Below are 17,973 nucleotides of genomic sequence, written 5' to 3' on the forward strand. Positions count from 1 at the left end.
GCTTGAAGATTTCCTTAGCCCTTAACCGCACCGAGCGTCATGCCTGCAACGATTTTGCGCTGCAGGAGGAGGGTCAGGAGGATGACGGGAATCGAGTAGACCGCTGCGAGTGCGGTCATGGATCCCCAGTCCAGTCCGAACTGGGTCTGGAAGTTCGCGATAACCACAGGGGTTGTTTGTGAGCGGATGGCGGTCATGAGGAGGGCGAACAGGAATTCGTTCCACGAGGCCAGGAAGGCGAAGATCGCGGTGACTGCGATGCCTCCGGAGACCACAGGGATGACTACCCGCCAGAGCGCTCCGAGCCTGCTGCAGCCATCAACCGTTGCCGCTTCCTCCAAGTCCCGGGGTACGGCCTCGAAGAAGCTGGACATGAGCCAGATGGACAGTGGCAACGAGATGGTGGTGTGGGCGATGGACAAAGCGATGGGCGTGTCCGCGAGCCCTGCGGAGGACATCATTGATGCCAGCGGGATGCCGATGGCCACCGGCGGGACCATACGCGTCACCAGTGCAGCCATGATGAACACACGGCCGCTGGGCGTCTTGTAGCGCGTGATGCCGTAGGCGGCCGGGATAGCCAGGACAAGTGACAACAGGGTGCTGATGATGGCTGTCTGCACGCTGTTGATGAACGAGGCCAGTACTCCACTCCGCCCCAGCGCGTTGGCGTAATTCTCCAGCGTCCATTCCCTGGGGAGAATAGTGGGCGGAACGGCGATGGTGTCGATCGGCGTCTTGAACGAGGTAAACAGCAGGTACAGGAACGGGAAGCCATACAGCACCATGGCCACTGCCAACAGGATCCACAGGATGGTCCGGGTGCTGCGGCGTCCGGCTTCCAGCCCTTCGCGGTTGACGCCGCGGCGCTTGCGCGGGCCTTGTGATGCGGTGACGTTCGACGTCGGCTGTGCGGCTTGGCTGGTCACGTCGCCCTCAGTTGCGGCTCGGTTCCGTGAAATCGCGGTCCGGGAGCTCATCAGTTGTCCTTTCCTGGCCGCCAGATGGTGGCCACCGCGAAGAATGCGACGGCGAGCATTGCCAGCAGGTAGATAGTGCCCATGGCGCTGGCCAGGCCGGGGTCGCCGAAGCGGATCATGGTGCGGTAGATCAGCAGGCTCATGGTTTCGGAGGCGGACTGGGGGCCGCCGTTGGTTTGAATCAGGATGGTGTCGAAGGCGCGGGCGGCGTCGATTCCCCGGACAACCAGCGCCACTGCGATCACCGGGCGGAGGAGCGGGAGGATGATCTGGAACAGGAGCGCAGGTGCCCTGGCGCCATCCAGGCGCGCAGCTTCAATGAGGTCACCGGGGATGTTCTGGAGGCCGGCGAACAGCACGAGGCACATGAAGGAGGTGGTGAGCCAGATGTCCGGGATAGCCACCGAGAACAGCACAATGTTCGGATCTGACAACCACCCGATCTGGTTGGGGTTGGAGAGGATACCCGCCTGGTGCAGGAGGGTTCCGATGAGGCCGAAGTTGTCGATCATCAGGAACTTCCACAGCAAGCCGGCAACGATCGGGGCGATCATCAGCGGATACAGGAAGACGGTCCGCCAAACCTGCGAGCTGCGCCCGAGCGTGGTGAACAGGAGCGCCATTCCCAGGCCGAGGGCGAACTCGAGGGTGACTACCACCAAGGTGTAGGCCAGTGTTCGCCACCCTGCCCCCATGAAGGCTTCGGAGGCGAATGCGGTGACGTAGTTCTGGAATCCCACGAAGTCACGCGGGCCGCCGGCGATGGGCGAGATCTTGAAGAAGCTGTCTGCAATGAGGCGGAACAGCGGGTAGGCCACGAAGACGGCCAGGAACAACGCCGCCGGGGTCATCAGGTATAGGGCGAAGCGGCGATCGGAGATGCGCACGATTTTCTCTTCTGCTGGTTGGGGCCGCGGCCGACACGGGGTTTATGGTTCCGGGTGCCGGCCGCGGAGTCTTTACTTGAGGAGGTCCTGGATCTGCTTCTTGGCTTCGGCCAGGAGGGTTGCGGAGTCGCCGCCGGCCACTGCCTTCTGCAGGAGCGGGACCAGCACGGTGTCAACGATCTGCTGCCACTTGGCCGTTGCCGGGCGAGTAGCTGTAGCTTTGCCGTTGAGGGTTTCGATCAGTGGCTTGAAGCTCTCGTATCCGGGCTGGTCCTGGTACTTCTCGAACGCGGAGATGCGGGAGGCCAGGCCAAGGCTGGATTCAATGCCCAGGCCGTTATGGTCGTAGGCGCACTTGATGAACTTCTTTGCGGAGTCTGCGTTCTTGGTGGCCTTCGGGACGGACAGGTACCACGGTCCCGGAACACCTGCGACGCCGGCGCTGCCGCCAATCATTGCTGCGGCTCCCACTTTGCCTGCCACCGGTGAATCCTTGGGGATCTGACGGTAAGCGTGCGCCCAGAAGCGGGTCATGGCGGTTTTGCCCTGGTTGAACAAGTTCTGCGCTGCGGCCCAGTCAACCTGTGCAGCGCCCGGAGGCGCCGACTTTGTCAGACTTACGTAGAAGTCGAGTGCTTCTTTATGGGCTGCGTTATCGATTACTACGTTGTCGCCGTCGAGCACCATGGGGGAGCCGGCCTGCAGGACGTGGGCAAGCCATTCAGTTTCCACGGCGCCCTTCACATCCGTGCCGTACATGCCGTCCTTGGTGAAGAACTCCGAGATGTCCTGGTACTGCTTCCACGTGGTGGGTGCGGCGAGTTCGTAGCCGTACTTTGCCTGGAAGTCGGCCTTGTTTTTGGCGTCTTCAAAGAGGTCTTGGCGGTAGAGGATGATCTCGGCATTGGTCCACGCCGGCAGACCGATGAAGTGGCCGTCCACGTTCGCTTCTTTGACCAGCGCGGGGAAGATGTCCTTCTTGGCCTCATCGGTGAAGATTTCGTCGATGGGCTGGACGGCGTCTTTGAAGCTCGGAAGCCACACGGAGTCGAGCGCGGCGACGTCGAAGGAAACGTTGCCGGAAGAGAATTCACTGGAGAGCCGGTTGAACATGCCGTCGTAAGGCAGTTCCACAAAGTTGACGTCGATTCCGGTGTCCTTCTTGCACTGTTCGGCAACGCCGGTGAGTTCGGCGTGACCGCCAGCTTCCACCAAGACGTTGACGGTGCTTGCGGCGCTACCCGACGTTGGTGCCGGGCCCCCTGCGCCGCATCCGGTAGCCGCGAGTGCGACGGCGGTGCAGACGCCGCCAAGGGTGACGAGCCTGGAGATGGTGTTTCGAGTGGACATCGCTGTCGACTCACTTTCTCTCGAACGGGATGGCAAGACTGTTTGGGGTGAAGAATCGTTTTGCCAAAACGACTTGGCAACACTGTAGGGCTGTTTCTTGAAGAGTGTCAAGCGTCACTTTGCCCGGGCGCTGTTGCCAAAAAAGCCGCCAGGATTTTGTCGTTGACACTCTTCATCAAGGCCGTTTACTGTTTTCCCAGTCCCGCGATAAATCGTTTTGGCAATTTTGGCAATTTCCAGACTTGGAACTCGCACCCGTTCCCGCTACACGCTCCAGTCCTCGTGGGTGCATTTGGCGGCAAAGGGTGCGCTCCCTTCCACTCGCGGGCGCATTCGGCGGGAAGGGTAGCGCCTCTTCAGGCTTGCCGGGCCAGTTGGCCACCAAGGAAACGCTTCAAAGGAGAACTGTGAAACCACCAACCACCACCCTCAGCCGACGGAGCATCCTCAGGATCTTCCCGGTGGCGGCAGTCGCGGCCGCCGTCGCACTCTCTTCCAAGCCCGAGGTGGCGCAGGCGCGCGCTCCGCAGCAGACCCCTGCTCCGGTGCCAGTCACGTCCGGCCACAGGGCAATTATTGGAGTCCTCTAAGCCGATCAGCAGTGCAGCACACCGTTCAAGCAGTACCCCAACGATGAGGAGAAGCAGCTTTGACCACTGTCTACGACGTCACCACCTGGAGCGTTCCAGGGAACCCAAGCGCAACCCCGTATAACGACATCGGGCTCATCATGAACAGCATCATCGCTGACATCAAGAGCCAGCAGACCAACCAAGCATCCAAGCCTGGTGCCGTGATCTACATTCCGCCGGGAGACTACTCGCTTAAAACCCGCGTGAACGTGGACGTGAGTTACCTGACTATCCGCGGTTCCGGGCACGGTTTCACCTCGCTGAGCATCCGCTACAACGCTGGCAACACCTCAGCTTGGCATGAAATTAATCCTGGTGGCAGCCGAGTCCGGGTGGAAAACACTGATGGCAACAGCGACGCCTTCCGCGTATTCCGGACGGGCGATCCACGGCTTAGTTCCGTGGTGTTCCAGAACTTCTGCCTGGACGGAGTCTCTTTCGGAGCCAACGAGAACGATTACACCAATGGCAAGACAGGTATCCGCTTCGATTCTGCCAACGATTCCTGCAGGGTTGAAGGGATGGGCATGGTGTACCTGGAGCACGGCCTGGTGGTGCGGGACACGGATGCCCTCAGCGTCAGCGGCAATTTCCTCGCTGAATGTGGCTCTTGCATTGAACTTACGGGCTCAGGCCAGGCTTCGAAAGTCACGGACAACCTCATCGGCGCGGGCTTCGTGGGGTTCTCCATCTTCGCGGAGGGGCACTGGGGCCTCTTGGTGACAGGTAACAACGTGTTCCCACGAGGGAAGAGCAGCGTGCACTTCAAGGACTGCGCCCGATCTTCCATTACGTCCAACCGATTCCATGCTTTTTACCCCGGGATGGTGAATTTTGAGGGGAGTTGTACGGAGAACCTTGTGGGGGCAAACCATTTTCTCCGTCAGATGGAACCATTCGACCCGCTCAAACCGTACAACAACGGACTGGATGACCTCTTCGGCCTGGTGCACATTGCCGGCAGCAACAACACCGTGACGGGAAACCATTTCAGCTTCGACGTCCCGTCCGGGTCCGTAAAACCATTGGGGCAGACGCCCACCATCATCCTGGTGGCATCGGGGAACAATAACTTCATCGCCACCAACAACACGGTGTCAGCAATCGCGGTGCACACGGTCACTCTCGACTCGTCCACTACAGGAACCAAAGTCCTGGACAGCGGAACCCAAGCTCAGTTCCAACCATTCCAGAGCAGCCACTCCTTCAGGGCGACTCCATAACCACCCCCAGGCAAGCACTCTTGAAAGGTCTGTCAAAGATGACCAGACGCACCAAAGCTTTGCTGTCACTCGGGACGGTGGTGGCCCTCACCGCCGCTTCGTTCACCATCGCCACGAATGCTGCACAGGCCACCGATCCGGATCCGTCCACGCAGCAGTATCGGCCCTATCTGCACTACACACCCGAGGCCAACTGGATGAACGATCCCAACGGGCTCGTCTACCACAACGGCAAGTACCACATGTACTACCAGTACAACCCTGAAGGAACGGGATGGGGGAACATGAGCTGGGGTCATGCCTCCTCAACAGACCTGATCCACTGGGAGGAACAGCCGCTCGCCATCCCGCGCGGCCGCGACGGAAACAATAACGTCATCGAGGAGATCTTCTCCGGATCAGTGGTGGTAGACACCCAGAACAGCAGCGGGTTTGGGACCTTGCAAAACCCGCCTTTAGTGGCTGTGTACACGAGCAACTACACGGGGGCCCATCCGAGTCTGGCCGGCAAACAGGCCCAATCACTGGCCTATAGCCTCGACGACGGGCACAGCTGGACCAAATACGGCAGCAATCCCGTCCTCAACCGGAATACCTCCAGCTTCCGGGACCCCAAGGTTTTCTGGTACGACAACCCGGCCGGAGCAGACTATTGGGTGATGGCGGCGGTGGAAGCCGATGAGCGCCGGGTCCTTTTGTATAAGAGCACCAACCTGAAGGACTGGAACTACCTGTCGGATTTCGGCCCGGCAAATGCCGTTGGTGGGCAGTGGGAGTGTCCTGACCTGTTCCCCCTACCCATTGATGGCAACCCCAACAACATCAAGTGGGTGCTGGCCGTAAACATCAACCCCGGTGCGGTCGGCGGCGGCAGCGGCGGACAATACTTCGTTGGGGACTTCAACGGGACAACTTTCACCGCCGACAACATCGACCCTGCCGGCCAGCTTCCACCCGGCGACGTCCTGGCCGGTTTCAACGGCGGCAACTTCACCGGCTGGAACATCCAGAACGATCCATCCAACAGTTCCGGTCCCTGGGCAAGTGCACCAGCCTCAGGGGCCCTTCCGGGCCAACAGCAAGTCACCGGACACATTGGCACCGGATTGGTGAACAGCTTTAACGGCGGAGACAGCCCCGTTGGCACCATGGAATCCGCACCCTTCACGCTGGACAAGGACTACCTCAACTTCCTGGTCGGTGGTGGAAACCATCCTCAGGAATACGGGAAGCAATCGGGAAACCAAGCCCCTCCGGGATACCTGCTGTTTGACGGTTTCGACTACTCCGGAACGCTGACTCAAGCCGGCTGGCAACAAGCCGGCGACTTCCAAGCGGCACTGAACCCGTCGACGTCGGGCGGCGAATTCGCTATCGGGAAACGGATCAATACCTTCGAAGGCGGGCCTTACCAAGACAACAACGTCGGCACCATCACGTCCCCTGAGTTCTACCTGACCAACACCAATATCGCTTTCCTCCTCGGCGGCGGCAGCCGCACCGACGGACAACTGCAGGTGGAGCTGCTGGTGGGTGGGGTGCCAGTCCGCACTGCGACCGGCGCCAACTCTGGGGACCTGAATTGGCAAAACTGGGATGTTTCCCCCTGGCACGGCCAGATCGCCCGCGTCAGAATCGTGGACAGCGCAACGGGCCCTTGGGGTCATCTGACGCTGGACAACATGGTCCTTGGCTCCGAGCCAGCCAAGGTCCGCAGCAGCGAAACAACAGTGAACCTGGTGGTCAACGGTCAGACGGTCCGGACCGCGACCGGCGCCGACTCCGAGCACTTGAAATGGAACGCTTGGGACGTCAGCGCCTATAAGGGCAGCCAGGCCACCATCAGGATCGTGGACAACAACCGAGGCGGATGGGGGCATATCCTTGCGGACGAATTCGTTTCCTCGGACGCGTCCCATTTGGCGCAACACGATTGGCTGGACTGGGGCCGGGATTACTATGCCGCGGTTTCCTTCAATAACGCCCCCGGTGGTAAGCGCATCATGCTTGGCTGGATGAACAACTGGGATTACGGCCAAAACACGCCCACCTCAACTTGGCGCGGAAGCATGGCCCTGCCGCGCGAGGTGGTCTTGACTCAGACGCCCGCCGGTCCGAGGCTGCGGCAGCAGGTGGTGTCACAGGCGGACGCGTTGAAGAACACGGCCGCGTCCTACACGGCGCCCGCGCAGGACCTCCAACCGGGAACCACCACGCTTCCAATCACAGGCGACGTGGTGCAGATTGATGCTGAGTTCTCCCCGGGAAGCGCTTCCGCGTTCGGCCTGAAAGTGCTCGGAAACGCCAACGAATCAACAATGATTGGTTACGCAGTGGCCACTCAGCGGCTTTCCGTCGACAGGACCAACTCCGGCAACGAGAGCTTCCACCCCGCTTTCAGCTCGGCAGAGGACGCGAAGGTGGATTTGATCAATGGGCGGCTGCGGTTGCGTATTTATGTGGACCGGGCGTCCGTGGAGCTCTTCGCACAGGACGGTCTGACAACCATTACGGACCAGGTCTTTCCAACCGCCGGCGCCAACGCCATCTCGGTTTTTTCCGAGGGCGGCACTGCACGTCTTGAAAGCATGACCGTGACGCCGCTCAACCCAGCGATGTGGGGCGGCTAGCCCGACCCAACGAACGACGGCGGCTGGTCACCTGGGTGACCAGCCGCCGTCGTGATTTCTGAAGTTAGTCCGCTTTGACCGCCAGGACCGGGCAGTCTGCCTCCAGCAGGATCCGCTGGGAGACGCTGCCCATGATGAGCTTGCCTACCGGGCTGCGGCGGCGAAGGCCGATGACAATCAGATCGGCATCATTCTCGTCGGCTGCGTCCAGGACTTCGGCAGCAGCGTCGTGGCCGCGAACCGGTTGCTTGATGATGTGCTGGATGCCCTGATCAGCGAGCCGGTCCTCGATGCTCTGGATGTCCGGCTCCTGTGCGTAACGGTTGTCCACCAGGGCGTCGCCCTTGGAGGAGTTGATGACCAGCAGGGTGGCATTGCTCTTCTTGGCCTCGGCGATGGCCTGCGTCAACGCAGCTTCGCCTTCCGGTGTGGGGACGTATCCCACCACGATGGTCATGGTTTCTCCTGTGTGTGCTTGGTGGGGGTGGGCTCATGATGGGCTGAATCGGACTCTTCGCTACCGCCAGGAGCGGAGGGTCCGGAAAGCGCCGCAACGGGACGGTTGCGGCGGACGAGCTTGAAGATCAGCGGCCAGGCCAGGATGAGCGCCACGATGATGTAAACGACGATCGCGATTGGCTCGCTGAACAAGCCTGCGGGATCGCCGGCGCTCAGCTGTAGTGTCTTGCGGAGCTGGCCCTCAATGCGCGGGCCCAGGATGACGCCGAGGATCAGCGGCAGGACCGGAAGCCCGAAGCGCCGCATCATGAATCCGAGGGCACCGAGCACCAGCAGGAGCACAAGATCGAAAGCCTGCAGGTTGACCGAGTACGCACCCAGCGTCGCGAAGAACAGGATGCCCGCGTAAAGGTACGGGCGGGGGAGTTGCAGCAGCTTGGCCCATACAGGCGCCAGGGGCAGGTTGATGAGCAGGAGCAGGAAGTTGCCGATGAAGAGGCTCGCAATGAGCGCCCAGACCAGCGGGCCCTGGCTGGAAAACAACTGCGGGCCGGGTTGAATGCCGTAGGAGGTGAAGGCTGCGAGCATGACGGCGGCTGTTGCGTTGGTGGGCAGGCCGAGGGCGAGCATCGGAGTCAGGGTACCGGCAGCGGCAGCGTTGTTGGCAGCCTCTGGTCCGGCGACGCCTTCAATAGCGCCCTTGCCGAATTCTTCCGGGTGCTTGGTGAGCCGTTTCTCAGTGACATAGGAGAGGAACGTGGGGATCTCGGCGCCACCAGCGGGCAGGGCACCGAACGGGAAGCCAAAAGCGGTGCCGCGAAGCCAGGGCTTCCAGGAACGTCCCCAGTCCTTCTTGCCCATCCAGGGACGACCCACGGGGATGACATGAAGCGGCGTGCGACGCAGGTGGGCCGCAACCCAGAGGGCTTCACCCACGGCGAAGATCGCGACGGCGACCACCACAATGTCCAAACCATCCACCAATAGCGGCTGACCAAAGGTCAGGCGGCGTTGGCCGGTCACGGAGTCGATGCCCACCAGTCCGATGGCCAAACCAAGGGCCAGTGACGCAAAGCCGCGGAGCCTGGACGAGCCAAGGACGGCGGTCACCGCCAGCAGTGCGAGGACCATGATGGCAAAGTAGCTGGGAGCACCCAGGCTGACGGCGAACTGCACCACGATGGGTGCGAAGACCGCCAGTAGCGCGGTGCCAATGGTTCCGGCGATGAACGAGCCGATGGCCGCCGTGGCAAGCGCCTGTGCGGCCCTGCCGGCTTTGGCCATCTTGTTGCCTTCGATGGCCGTCACCACCGACGACGATTCACCAGGTGTATTGAGGAGGATGGAAGTGGTGGAACCGCCGAACATGCCGCCGTAGTAAATGCCGGCGAACATGATGAAGGCGCTGGTGGGCTCCAGGGCGGCGGTGACCGGAAGCAGCAACGCCACAGTCATGGCCGGGCCCAGCCCGGGAAGGACGCCGACGGCGGTGCCCAAGAGTACGCCGATCACGGCGAACAAGAGGTTCATGGGGGTCAGGGCGGTCGCGAAACCGTCCATCAGGGAGGACCAGACGTCCATTAGAGGATTCCTTCCAGGAGCCCGGCCGGCAACGCGATGCCCAGGCCGAGGTAGAAGCCGTAGAAGGTGAGCAAGGATAAAGCAACGGAAATAAGGCCGTCACGGATGTAGCGTCGGCTGCCGAGTGCCAGCACGCTGCCCCAGAAGAGGACCGTTCCCGAAATGACCCAGCCTGCCCAGTCGATGAGCAGGATATTCAGGATGAACGCTCCGGCCAGCGGAAGGACAGTCTTCCAGTCGGCGGGGTGTGCCAGGTCAACGTCTTCGCCGCCCTCGGCTTCACCTTTGCCGCCGCGGAGGACATTGATGGCAAGCAGAACGGCACAGATGATCAGTAGACCGGAAACAATGAACGGGACGGTCTTCGGACCCACCGGGTCCGACTGCGAGTAAGGGGTGACCAGGCCGTTCGCGTCCAGGAAGACCAGGACGCCGACCACGCCGAGCAGGAGGGCTACCCCCAGCTCGGCGCGGCCTTTCAGGCCTGTGGCTAAGGAGCTCACGCCAACCCGAGCTTGGTCAGGACGTCCGCCACCCGCTTGTCCTGGTCTGTCAGGAACGTCTGGAATTCATCGCCGGTAACGAAAGCGTCGGTCCAGCTGTGGGTTTTGAGTGCTTCCTTCCAGCCGGCGGAGGCGTGCATCTTCTCAAGGGCGGCGATCAGGGACTTCTTGTCGTCCTCGCTGATGCCCGGAGGGGCTACGATGCCACGCCAGTTGGTGAAGACGAGGTCGATGTTGGATTCCTTCAGCGTCGGAGCGTCAACGCCTTCCAGCCGGTTCTCACCACTGGTGGCCAGGACGCGGACTTCACCGGACTTGATCTGCTGCAGGTACTCGCCGGCGCCGGAAGCGGCGAAGCCCAGCTTGTTACCGAGGATGGCGGGCAAAAGGTCGCCACCGCCGTCGTAAGAGACGAAGTTGACCTTGGTGGCGTCGATGCCCACCGCGCCGGCCAACTGCATGGGCAGGAGGTGGTCCGGGCCGCCGGGCGAAGAGCCGCCACCAACTGCGATGGAAGCGGGGTTGGCCTTCCACGCCGTCACCAGGTCATCGATGGTCTTGTACGGGGAGTCCTTGCTGACCATGATGGCGCCGGGTTCCTCGATGAGTTTTGCCAGCGGGGTGGTCTCAGTCAGCTTCGACTCGGACTTGTTGGTGTAGCTTGCTCCAACAACGCCCAGGCCCATGAGCATGGTGAGGTCGCCGTTGCCCTTTTCGTTGACGATGCGGGCAAGACCAACCGTTCCGCCGGCGCCGGCAAGGTTGAACACCTCGGTGTTGGTGGAGATCTTCTCGTCGTCCAGTACCTTGGCTGCTGCCCGTGCGGTGGTGTCGTAGCCACCTCCGGGAGTGTTTGGAACCATGATCTGGAGTCCGGTGATGGGTCCTGCTGCGCCGGTGCTGTCAGAACCGGTGGACTTACCTGTGGCACCGCAGCCGGTGGCTATCAGGGCGATGCCGGCGGCGACGGCGGCGACTCGCAATGCGCGGATCTGGCGCATGGTGTTCCTCTTCTCATCATCGAAAATTCGGTGTAGGGCGAACAGCGTTGTGCCCCGTTGATTTGATGCTAGGCGCGTAAGTGACAGGGATCACTCTTGTGTTCGCAGTGATCTTTAAGTTCATTGCGTTCACGTGTTTCTGCCATCTGAACTGGTCTTACGTGCCGCTGGGGTCTTGTGTGCTGCTGGGGTATAGTTCCGATACGCCACGGGGAAGCTGTTGTCAGCCCCTCCCCTCCCAGGCGCCACCGAAGGAACCCGGCAGTGACTCGACTCACTCGATTGTCTCGAAGAAGAGGCATGTCCCTGGCAGGGCAGTACCTTGTGCTGCAGTTGCTGATCGTCCTGGCAGTTCTGGTTGCCGTTGTTGCCATTTCACTGGCCCAATCCGCCGCCACCTTCGAGCGGAATGAAGGGCGTCGTGCACTGCTGGCTGCTGAAGCCTTGGGCAGCAACCCCACTGTCCGCGCGCTGCTGCCGGAGGCCGAACCGCGCGTGGGCTCAGCCCTCCCGGCCGTGGCCGAATCCGTGCGAACCGTTTCGGGATCATCACATGTGGCACTCGCCAAACTTGACGGCACCGTGGTGGCATCATCGGATCCCAGCCTGTTGGGACAACCCCTGCCGTTAGGTGAGAGCCAAGTGATGGAAGGGCGCGCCTGGACAGGTGTCCTGCCAGGCAGCAGCGGAGCAGTGCTGTCCGCCCACGTCCCCGTCCTGGACGATTCCGGAAACGTCATAGGCGTTGCGTCCATCAGCAGGAATTACCCATCCACCATTGAGCGACTAGGCGACGCCGTTCCCAACTTGCTCACCTATCTCGGTGTCGCCAGCGTCCTGGGCGTCGCCGGATCCCTCCTGTTGTCCCGCCGCGTCAAACGGCAAACCCTCGGTATGGAACCTCGGGAAATCACCGGTCTCGTGGAGAACCGTGAAGCGATGCTGCAGGGCCTGAAGGAAGGCGTGGTCGCTCTGGATCCCCACGAGCGCATCACGGTGGCCAACGAAAGCGCCAGGCAGCTCCTTGGCCTGCCGCCGGACTGTGTGGGTAAGAAGTTGCGATCCCTCCACGTAGACCCTGCGCTGAAAATAGTCCTCACCCGCGAACAGTCAGACGCGGATCAATTGGTCCTCGTGGGGGAGAGGCTGGTGGTCATGAACCGCGTTGCCCTGCGTTCCCACGGACGCGACATCGGTTCCGTCACCACGTTGAGGGACCGGACGGAGCTGTCCTCCCTGGAGAGTGAACTCGGCGCTACCAAGACCGTGACCGACACTTTGCGGGCCCAAGCCCACGAGTTCGCCAATCAACTCCACGTCATCTCCGGTCTGATCCAGATAGGCGAATACGATTCCGTGGTGCAGTTCGTCAACGGAGTCACCGTGGACCGGACGCGGCTCAACGACGACGTCACCAGCCGCATCGAGGACCCTGCGCTCGCAGCCCTGCTGATTGCCAAGGCCAGCCTGGCAACGGAGCGCGGAGTGGAGCTGAAGCTGGATCCGAAGTCCGCCCTGCCGCGCGTCAATGAGGAACTGTCGCGCGACCTCACCACCGTGGTGGGAAACCTGGTGGATAACGCGTTCGACGCCGTTACTGGACTTCCCGGGGCCTCGGTCCAAGTGCTGGTGGTTAACTCGGGTGACGCCGCCACGGTCACCGTCAGGGACAACGGCCCCGGCGTTCCTTCCGGCTCCGCAGAGGATATTTTCCGACAAGGCTTCTCCACGAAAGAGCCTGGACCGGGCGATGCGCGGGGCTTTGGGTTGGCGTTGTCACGGGTCATCTGCCGGCGCTCCGGAGGTGACCTGACGGTGTCCAATGATGACGGGGCAGTGTTCACTGCACGCTTCAACAAAAAGACCTCTAACTCGGACCAACCCGGCTCCGACTCCAACAAACTAGACTCCACGAAGGGGACAATGCAGCCGTGATCAAGGTACTGATCGTCGACGACGACTTCATGGTGGCCAAGGTCCACGCCGGGTTCATCCAACGGACGCCGGGCTTCGGGGTGGTGGGCGTAGCACATACGGGTGCTCAGGCCCTGGTGGAAACGCAAAGGCTCCAGCCCGACCTCGTGTTGCTGGACATCCATCTCCCGGACATCAACGGGTTGGAACTCATGCACCAGCTGCGCGATGTTGCACCGGACCTTGATGTACTGGTGATCAGCGCTGCCCGCGAGGTGGAAACCGTCCGAAAGGCCTTGCGCGGCGGGATCGTCCACTACCTCATCAAACCCTTCTCCCAGGCCGATCTGCAGGAGAGGCTGGAGCATTACCTCAGTGCTTACCAAGGCTTGGACGCCTCCAAGGTGGAGGCCGAGCAGTCCGACGTGAACCGCGTCTTCGGCTTGGGCGTTTCCGAGCGGACCCTGCCTAAAGGCTGCAGCGTGGAGACGCTCGAACTTGTTGAATCAGCACTGAAAACAGCGCCGGGTGACCTCTCTGCCGCCGAGCTCGCCGAGCAGTTGGGTACCTCCCGCGTGAGCGCCAGGCGTTACCTTGAGTACCTCCACGACGAGGGGGCGCTGGAGGTCAGACTCAAATACGGCGTCGGACGCCCTGAAAGGCGATACGTGCTGAAGGGGCGGTGATCCGCTGGGCGCTGCATGCAGGCGCTGCCTCACGGCCGTCCAGAGGGACTACCTAAGGTAGCTATTTTGTTGCATTAACTCAAATAATGTCACAAGATAGCTACATGAACAGTAGTGAGGGAATGCGCCGTCTGGGTGAGAACCTGCGGAGTCGGCGCATCATTCTGGGCTTGTCTCAGGAGCTTGTCGCTGAACGTGCTGATGTATCGCGTCCTACGCTCATGCGCCTGGAAACAGGTGAGGGGGGAAAGATCGAGCACCTGATGAAGATTGCCTCTGTGTTGGGCATTGCTGAAGACCTCATTAGTGCTGTCGATCCCCTGAATACTGATCTTGGCAGGGCGCGGGCACACCTGCTCGGCAGGCAGCGCGCCCCTAGGAGGAAATAGTGGCTGCCCGAACGATCAGGCGCGTGGAGGTGCTCGTTAACGAGACCCTGGCCGGCGTGATGGACATTGAAACGGATGGGCTTTCCTCTCGGGAGCACCTCTCCTTCACCTACGCTGACAGCTGGATGTCCTCTGCAGAAGCATTCGAAGTCTCCCCGGAGCTACCCTTGCGACGCGGCCCCCAGAGCCCAACACAGGGCCGCGAGCTATTCGGGGCGTTCCAGGATGCCTCCCCGGATGACTGGGGCAAGAAGCTTTTGTTCGAGGAACTGCGCCAACAGGCTATCGCCAAGGGGACCGGCCGCATTCCGCCTACAGGGGAAGCCGGCTACCTGCTGTTGGTCAATGATGCGACCAGGCAGGGCGCACTTCGCTTCAGGGAGAAAGGCCAGTTCCTGTCTTCATGGGGCCGGGGTGCAGGAATTCGCGACCTCAGGGTCCTCGCGCAAGAAGCCAGGCTCTTCGCTGAAACGGGAGAGGTCAAGGCGGAGAACTCCTTACTCATAGGCGCCGGTTCTTCTCCTGGCGGCGCTCAGCCCAAAGCATGGGTACGGGACGACGACGAATCCATGCTGTTGGCAAAGTTCCCGAAGACATCGGACGTCGGTAACGTGCAACTATGGGAAATGGTTGCCATCCGACTCCAGCAGCGGGCAGGCATAAGGGTCGCAGAGTCGCGGCTCATGCAGCTTTCGGAGTTCTCCCACATCTTCCTCACCCGGCGGTTTGACCGCGACGGTGAGCGGCGTATCCCGTACATGAGTGTGCGCACGGCCCTCCAGCTGGACACGTACTCGCACCCTGATTATGTGAAAATCGCTTCCGAAGTTGCACATATCTCAGCGGAACCCGCTCAGGATGCCAATGAGATGTTCAGCCGCGCCGCTTTCATTGCCATGGTCAACAACACCGATGACCACATGAGAAACCACGGGCTTCTGCGAACCAATAAAGGCTGGCGCCTGTCACCGTCGTTCGACGTGAACCCGGTGCCGACAGGTACATCAGAAACGCCGCTCACCCCAAATGGCGGACTCTTCGACAGGGACGTTCGGGACCTGCTGGAGTACGCGGATGCTTTTCGACTGACAAGGAACGCAGCCATTGGACGGCTGCAGCAGGTCGCCAACGCGGTATCCCACTGGAGGGAGGAGGCCCTCAACCTCGGAGCTGAACCTGACTCTCTTGACTACATGACCAAGGCTTTCGAAGGTGAGAATGCCAAGCGAATGGCATCCCTGGCTCCCGCCCCTGCTGTGATAGACATGGGCCGACCGTCTACGCCGGTACCCCCGAAATCGCACGGTGATGTATGGGTGCCCGAGCATATGCGTGCGGGGAAACTTGTTCGGGGGCACTTTCGCCGAAGGAACTGAGCGACTCATCTCATGCAGTCGGTTTCCACCCCAAAGCCGGGCCCAGTTTTGCCGCGATGTCGGTGAGGATCTGCACGTAGTCATCGTGGTCGAAGCTGAAGGGTAGCGCGAAAGCCACCTCGTCAACTTCCTGGAAACCCGCATTGGCGTACAGTTGCTCGGCGATTTCGTCGCTGGTGCCGATCAGATCCCGGGCGAACAGCATGCCCTTGGGCCCCTGCGGAGAACTCGTGCGCGGGGTGCGTTCGTCGACGTACCGCTGGTACTTCTCCCGCTGCGCATTCGAGGCGGAATCGGTAGGGATCACCACTAAGCCCTGCGACGCCCTGGCAGTATTTCCGGACGCGAGGGCGGCCTCGCGGTAGGCCCGAATCTGCGCTTGCTGTACCTTGGCGAAGTCCGGTTCCTGATCCTTGTCGGGGAAAATCACGCTGCTGGAGAGCAAGTTGAAGCCGTTTGCCCCCGCCCACACGGCGGACTTCATGCTTCCCGCCCCGTACCAAAGACGGCTGCGTAGTCCGGGAGAGTGCGGCTCCACCCGGTTGGAGAATTCCTCCACAACGCCCTGCTTGCCGGAGAAGTCCCTCACTTTTTCGCCGGCGACCAGACGGGCAAACCGCTCTACGCGGTCATAGCTGAAGTCTTCGACATCCCAAGAGTCGGCGTATAGATGGTGCTTCACGGTGTCGTAGTGCATCGGTTCACCCACGCTCAGGCCCGGATTAATCCGTCCCCCGGCGAGCAGATCCACCGTGGCCAGGTCCTCCGCCAGCCGTAAGGGATTCTCCCAGCCCAGCGGGGTCACTGCGGTGCCGAGCTCAATCCTGGACGTGCGCTGGCTGGCGGCGGCCATCACCGCGACAGGGGAGGAGACGCCGAACTGCAGGTGACGGTGGCGTAACCAGGCACTGTCGAATCCCAAGTGCTCGCCGAGCTCGATGATCTCCAACGTCGACCGGTGGCCGGCAGCTGGATCAGCGGGGTCGAACAGCCCGATGGTCAGGAATCCGAGCTTGCGGAGGGGACTTTCAGGGCTGGGCATGGCATTCCTTCGCGTTTGGCGGGGCGGCTACTGCCCAGACTAAGTGCCGGTACGGACGACGACGGCGGGAGGTTACCTTTTGTGATGGGCGCGGCTGCGTGCCAAGGTGGGGCTGAAGATGCCGAGAAATGCACTATTCATAGCGCCACGTGAGCTTGAGGGTTACGAATGCTTCCTTAATGGCCTCAGCATCATGGTCGAGATCAACCATCTGCGTTTGACCAAGTTTCGGGCTGACCGCGGGGTCTTCCGGCCGCTCAAACACCGCCCACAAGCGAAGGTCGTCGCCATGCCTGGAGGCAAACGTGACCCCGTCGACTGTTGTTCGCTCGTAGAGCCAGGCCGCGATGGCCTGAGTCAGTTTCCGGGGCTTGGCATCCTTCAACGCTGCGGCATCAAAGTCAGCCAGTCCGAGGCTCAAGGCCACGGCGATAAATTGCGGGTACAGGGCTGCCACGGTTTGGGATGCGGTGACGGCGCAGTAGTGCCCGGAGAGCTCGGCACGGGTCGCGGCGCGAGCCTCCAGCCATTCCCGGGGGACTTCCCCTGGAGGAACGCTCGGATACAGCACTTGGTCCTCGTCGTCTTCTACAATCGCGTCCAGTTCCGAAGCGAGCCGAGGGTCGGGCCGGAAACCGGCGAGGACCTCTAGAAGGCACGCCTTTAGGCTTGACCCTGCATAGACGGTACGGAAGTTGCCGTGTACATCATCCCAGCGGCCGGGGAAGCGCCCATCGGCGGCCCATTCCCATCCGCTCCATGCCCAGGGTTCGGGGAGGAATCCGATGCGCCACACCGTTTCAGACGCTGGGATGATGGCCGGTTCGTTCTCCGCCATCCGTTAGCTGACGGCCGCGAAGGCCCGGGCAGCGGCAAGGACCGATTGTGCTGCCTCATCAACATGCCCTTCGCGCAGCAGCCTGGCTGGTGGGACGTCGTCCAATTGCGGGTTCATACCCTGAAACCAGGCCTGGACTACAGCCCTGGAGTCGCGCTCGGCTAACAGGGCGGCGACGTGGTAGGCGTGCCGGAGACGGGTCATGACCTCCGCAGAGGGTTTTCGCTCGCCGTCGGCCCATTGTCGTACCGCGCGGGTTTCCTTCACCGAGCCGATGTAGGCGACAAGCTTTGCGCCCAGAATGTCCCTGAGGTCACGGACCAGCTCAGCCTCGGGCAACCTGATGGAATCCTGGTGGGCCTTGAGCCCTCCGCGGGCCCCTGCAACTGCTGTCATTACCCCATACTGACACGACTGACACGTCGTTTCAACGGTTGAAACACAATCTTGATCACACCCTAAATATCAAGGTGCGTAGCGCC

General features: G+C 61.5%; 17 protein-coding genes. 7 read left to right on the plus strand and 10 right to left on the minus strand.

Annotation, left to right across the window (positions count from 1 at the left end; all coding sequences use genetic code 11):
- Positions 1-14: 14 nt before the first annotated feature.
- The 3 genes from ACNAOT_RS03830 to ACNAOT_RS03840 all read right to left on the minus strand — a co-directional run bounded on the left by ACNAOT_RS03830 (position 15) and on the right by ACNAOT_RS03840 (position 3,217).
- Positions 15-980, minus strand: coding sequence for a carbohydrate ABC transporter permease (locus tag ACNAOT_RS03830; RefSeq protein ID WP_420180093.1), 966 nt, complete (start codon positions 978-980; stop codon positions 15-17).
- Positions 980-1,867 carry a carbohydrate ABC transporter permease gene (locus ACNAOT_RS03835; RefSeq protein ID WP_091465247.1) on the minus strand — a complete coding sequence of 296 codons (888 nt, stop codon included), beginning with the start codon at positions 1,865-1,867 and terminating at the stop codon, positions 980-982. Before ACNAOT_RS03835 ends, ACNAOT_RS03830 begins: the two co-directional genes overlap by 1 nt.
- Positions 1,868-1,939: 72 nt before the next feature.
- The gene (locus tag ACNAOT_RS03840) at positions 1,940-3,217 is read right to left on the minus strand and encodes an ABC transporter substrate-binding protein (protein ID WP_420180094.1); all 1,278 of its coding nucleotides are present in this window, start codon (positions 3,215-3,217) and stop codon (positions 1,940-1,942) included.
- Positions 3,218-3,624: 407 nt separating this feature from the next.
- Here ACNAOT_RS03840 and ACNAOT_RS03845 point away from each other — a divergent pair, with 407 nt between their 5' ends.
- Genes ACNAOT_RS03845 through ACNAOT_RS03855 form a run of 3 tightly spaced genes read left to right on the plus strand, consistent with a single transcriptional unit; the run spans position 3,625 to position 7,702 of the window.
- Positions 3,625-3,807 (plus strand): hypothetical protein, encoded by a 183-nt coding sequence (locus tag ACNAOT_RS03845; RefSeq protein WP_420180095.1) that lies wholly within the window; start codon positions 3,625-3,627, stop codon positions 3,805-3,807.
- Positions 3,808-3,866: 59 nt separating this feature from the next.
- Entirely contained in the window at positions 3,867-5,072 is a 1,206-nt protein-coding gene (locus ACNAOT_RS03850; protein WP_420180096.1) for a NosD domain-containing protein, read from the plus strand.
- Positions 5,073-5,110: 38 nt separating this feature from the next.
- Positions 5,111-7,702 carry a GH32 C-terminal domain-containing protein gene (locus ACNAOT_RS03855; protein WP_420180097.1) on the plus strand — a complete coding sequence of 864 codons (2,592 nt, stop codon included), beginning with the start codon at positions 5,111-5,113 and terminating at the stop codon, positions 7,700-7,702.
- A 64-nt stretch (positions 7,703-7,766) separates the two neighbouring features.
- On the opposite strand, the gene ACNAOT_RS03860 is transcribed toward ACNAOT_RS03855, so the two are convergent.
- Genes ACNAOT_RS03860 through ACNAOT_RS03875 form a run of 4 tightly spaced genes read right to left on the minus strand, consistent with a single transcriptional unit; the run spans position 7,767 to position 11,246 of the window.
- Positions 7,767-8,159, minus strand: coding sequence for a universal stress protein (locus ACNAOT_RS03860; RefSeq protein WP_091465250.1), 393 nt, complete (start codon positions 8,157-8,159; stop codon positions 7,767-7,769).
- Positions 8,156-9,742, minus strand: coding sequence for a tripartite tricarboxylate transporter permease (locus tag ACNAOT_RS03865; protein WP_420180098.1), 1,587 nt, complete (start codon positions 9,740-9,742; stop codon positions 8,156-8,158). The genes ACNAOT_RS03860 and ACNAOT_RS03865 overlap by 4 nt, the downstream gene beginning before the upstream one ends.
- Positions 9,742-10,245 (minus strand): tripartite tricarboxylate transporter TctB family protein, encoded by a 504-nt coding sequence (locus ACNAOT_RS03870; RefSeq protein ID WP_091465253.1) that lies wholly within the window; start codon positions 10,243-10,245, stop codon positions 9,742-9,744. The genes ACNAOT_RS03865 and ACNAOT_RS03870 overlap by 1 nt, the downstream gene beginning before the upstream one ends.
- Positions 10,242-11,246, minus strand: coding sequence for a Bug family tripartite tricarboxylate transporter substrate binding protein (locus ACNAOT_RS03875; protein ID WP_420180099.1), 1,005 nt, complete (start codon positions 11,244-11,246; stop codon positions 10,242-10,244). Before ACNAOT_RS03875 ends, ACNAOT_RS03870 begins: the two co-directional genes overlap by 4 nt.
- 300 nt (positions 11,247-11,546) lie before the next feature.
- Between ACNAOT_RS03875 and ACNAOT_RS03880 the strand changes: the two genes are divergently transcribed.
- From ACNAOT_RS03880 to ACNAOT_RS03895, 4 genes are all read left to right on the plus strand, one after another.
- Positions 11,547-13,181: an ATP-binding protein gene (locus tag ACNAOT_RS03880; RefSeq protein ID WP_420181114.1), complete on the plus strand. Its 1,635-nt coding sequence runs from the start codon at positions 11,547-11,549 to the stop codon at positions 13,179-13,181.
- Entirely contained in the window at positions 13,178-13,846 is a 669-nt protein-coding gene (locus ACNAOT_RS03885) for a response regulator (RefSeq protein ID WP_091465257.1), read from the plus strand. Before ACNAOT_RS03880 ends, ACNAOT_RS03885 begins: the two co-directional genes overlap by 4 nt.
- A 104-nt stretch (positions 13,847-13,950) precedes the next feature.
- Positions 13,951-14,235, plus strand: a complete 285-nt coding sequence (locus tag ACNAOT_RS03890; protein ID WP_166660214.1) for a helix-turn-helix transcriptional regulator — start codon at positions 13,951-13,953, stop codon at positions 14,233-14,235.
- Positions 14,235-15,611, plus strand: a complete 1,377-nt coding sequence (locus ACNAOT_RS03895; RefSeq protein ID WP_420180100.1) for a type II toxin-antitoxin system HipA family toxin — start codon at positions 14,235-14,237, stop codon at positions 15,609-15,611. The genes ACNAOT_RS03890 and ACNAOT_RS03895 overlap by 1 nt, the downstream gene beginning before the upstream one ends.
- Before the next feature lie 10 nt (positions 15,612-15,621).
- Here ACNAOT_RS03895 and ACNAOT_RS03900 read toward each other — a convergent pair whose 3' ends face one another.
- The 3 genes from ACNAOT_RS03900 to ACNAOT_RS03910 all read right to left on the minus strand — a co-directional run bounded on the left by ACNAOT_RS03900 (position 15,622) and on the right by ACNAOT_RS03910 (position 17,887).
- Positions 15,622-16,653: an LLM class flavin-dependent oxidoreductase gene (locus tag ACNAOT_RS03900; RefSeq protein ID WP_420180101.1), complete on the minus strand. Its 1,032-nt coding sequence runs from the start codon at positions 16,651-16,653 to the stop codon at positions 15,622-15,624.
- A gap of 133 nt (positions 16,654-16,786) precedes the next feature.
- Positions 16,787-17,491 carry an RES domain-containing protein gene (locus ACNAOT_RS03905; RefSeq protein ID WP_420180102.1) on the minus strand — a complete coding sequence of 235 codons (705 nt, stop codon included), beginning with the start codon at positions 17,489-17,491 and terminating at the stop codon, positions 16,787-16,789.
- A gap of 3 nt (positions 17,492-17,494) precedes the next feature.
- Positions 17,495-17,887 (minus strand): hypothetical protein, encoded by a 393-nt coding sequence (locus tag ACNAOT_RS03910; protein ID WP_091465264.1) that lies wholly within the window; start codon positions 17,885-17,887, stop codon positions 17,495-17,497.
- Between the last annotated feature and the right edge of the window lie 86 nt (positions 17,888-17,973).

The sequence above is a fragment of the Paenarthrobacter sp. TA1.8 genome (genome assembly GCF_048595705.1).
Taxonomy (GTDB): domain Bacteria; phylum Actinomycetota; class Actinomycetes; order Actinomycetales; family Micrococcaceae; genus Arthrobacter; species Arthrobacter nitroguajacolicus.

What these genes read in the sequence shown, in the direction of transcription:
- ACNAOT_RS03830 (WP_420180093.1), bottom strand. Translation starts at nt 980, where the DNA reads ATGAGCTCCCGGACCGCGATTTCACGGAACCGAGCCGCAACTGAGGGC.
- ACNAOT_RS03840 (WP_420180094.1), bottom strand. Translation starts at nt 3,217, where the DNA reads ATGTCCACTCGAAACACCATCTCCAGGCTCGTCACCCTTGGCGGCGTC.
- ACNAOT_RS03855 (WP_420180097.1), top strand. Translation starts at nt 5,111, where the DNA reads ATGACCAGACGCACCAAAGCTTTGCTGTCACTCGGGACGGTGGTGGCC.
- ACNAOT_RS03860 (WP_091465250.1), bottom strand. Translation starts at nt 8,159, where the DNA reads ATGACCATCGTGGTGGGATACGTCCCCACACCGGAAGGCGAAGCTGCG.
- ACNAOT_RS03865 (WP_420180098.1), bottom strand. Translation starts at nt 9,742, where the DNA reads ATGGACGTCTGGTCCTCCCTGATGGACGGTTTCGCGACCGCCCTGACC.
- ACNAOT_RS03875 (WP_420180099.1), bottom strand. Translation starts at nt 11,246, where the DNA reads ATGCGCCAGATCCGCGCATTGCGAGTCGCCGCCGTCGCCGCCGGCATC.
- ACNAOT_RS03880 (WP_420181114.1), top strand. Translation starts at nt 11,547, where the DNA reads ATGTCCCTGGCAGGGCAGTACCTTGTGCTGCAGTTGCTGATCGTCCTG.
- ACNAOT_RS03890 (WP_166660214.1), top strand. Translation starts at nt 13,951, where the DNA reads ATGAACAGTAGTGAGGGAATGCGCCGTCTGGGTGAGAACCTGCGGAGT.
- ACNAOT_RS03900 (WP_420180101.1), bottom strand. Translation starts at nt 16,653, where the DNA reads ATGCCCAGCCCTGAAAGTCCCCTCCGCAAGCTCGGATTCCTGACCATC.
- ACNAOT_RS03905 (WP_420180102.1), bottom strand. Translation starts at nt 17,491, where the DNA reads ATGGCGGAGAACGAACCGGCCATCATCCCAGCGTCTGAAACGGTGTGG.
- ACNAOT_RS03910 (WP_091465264.1), bottom strand. Translation starts at nt 17,887, where the DNA reads ATGACAGCAGTTGCAGGGGCCCGCGGAGGGCTCAAGGCCCACCAGGAT.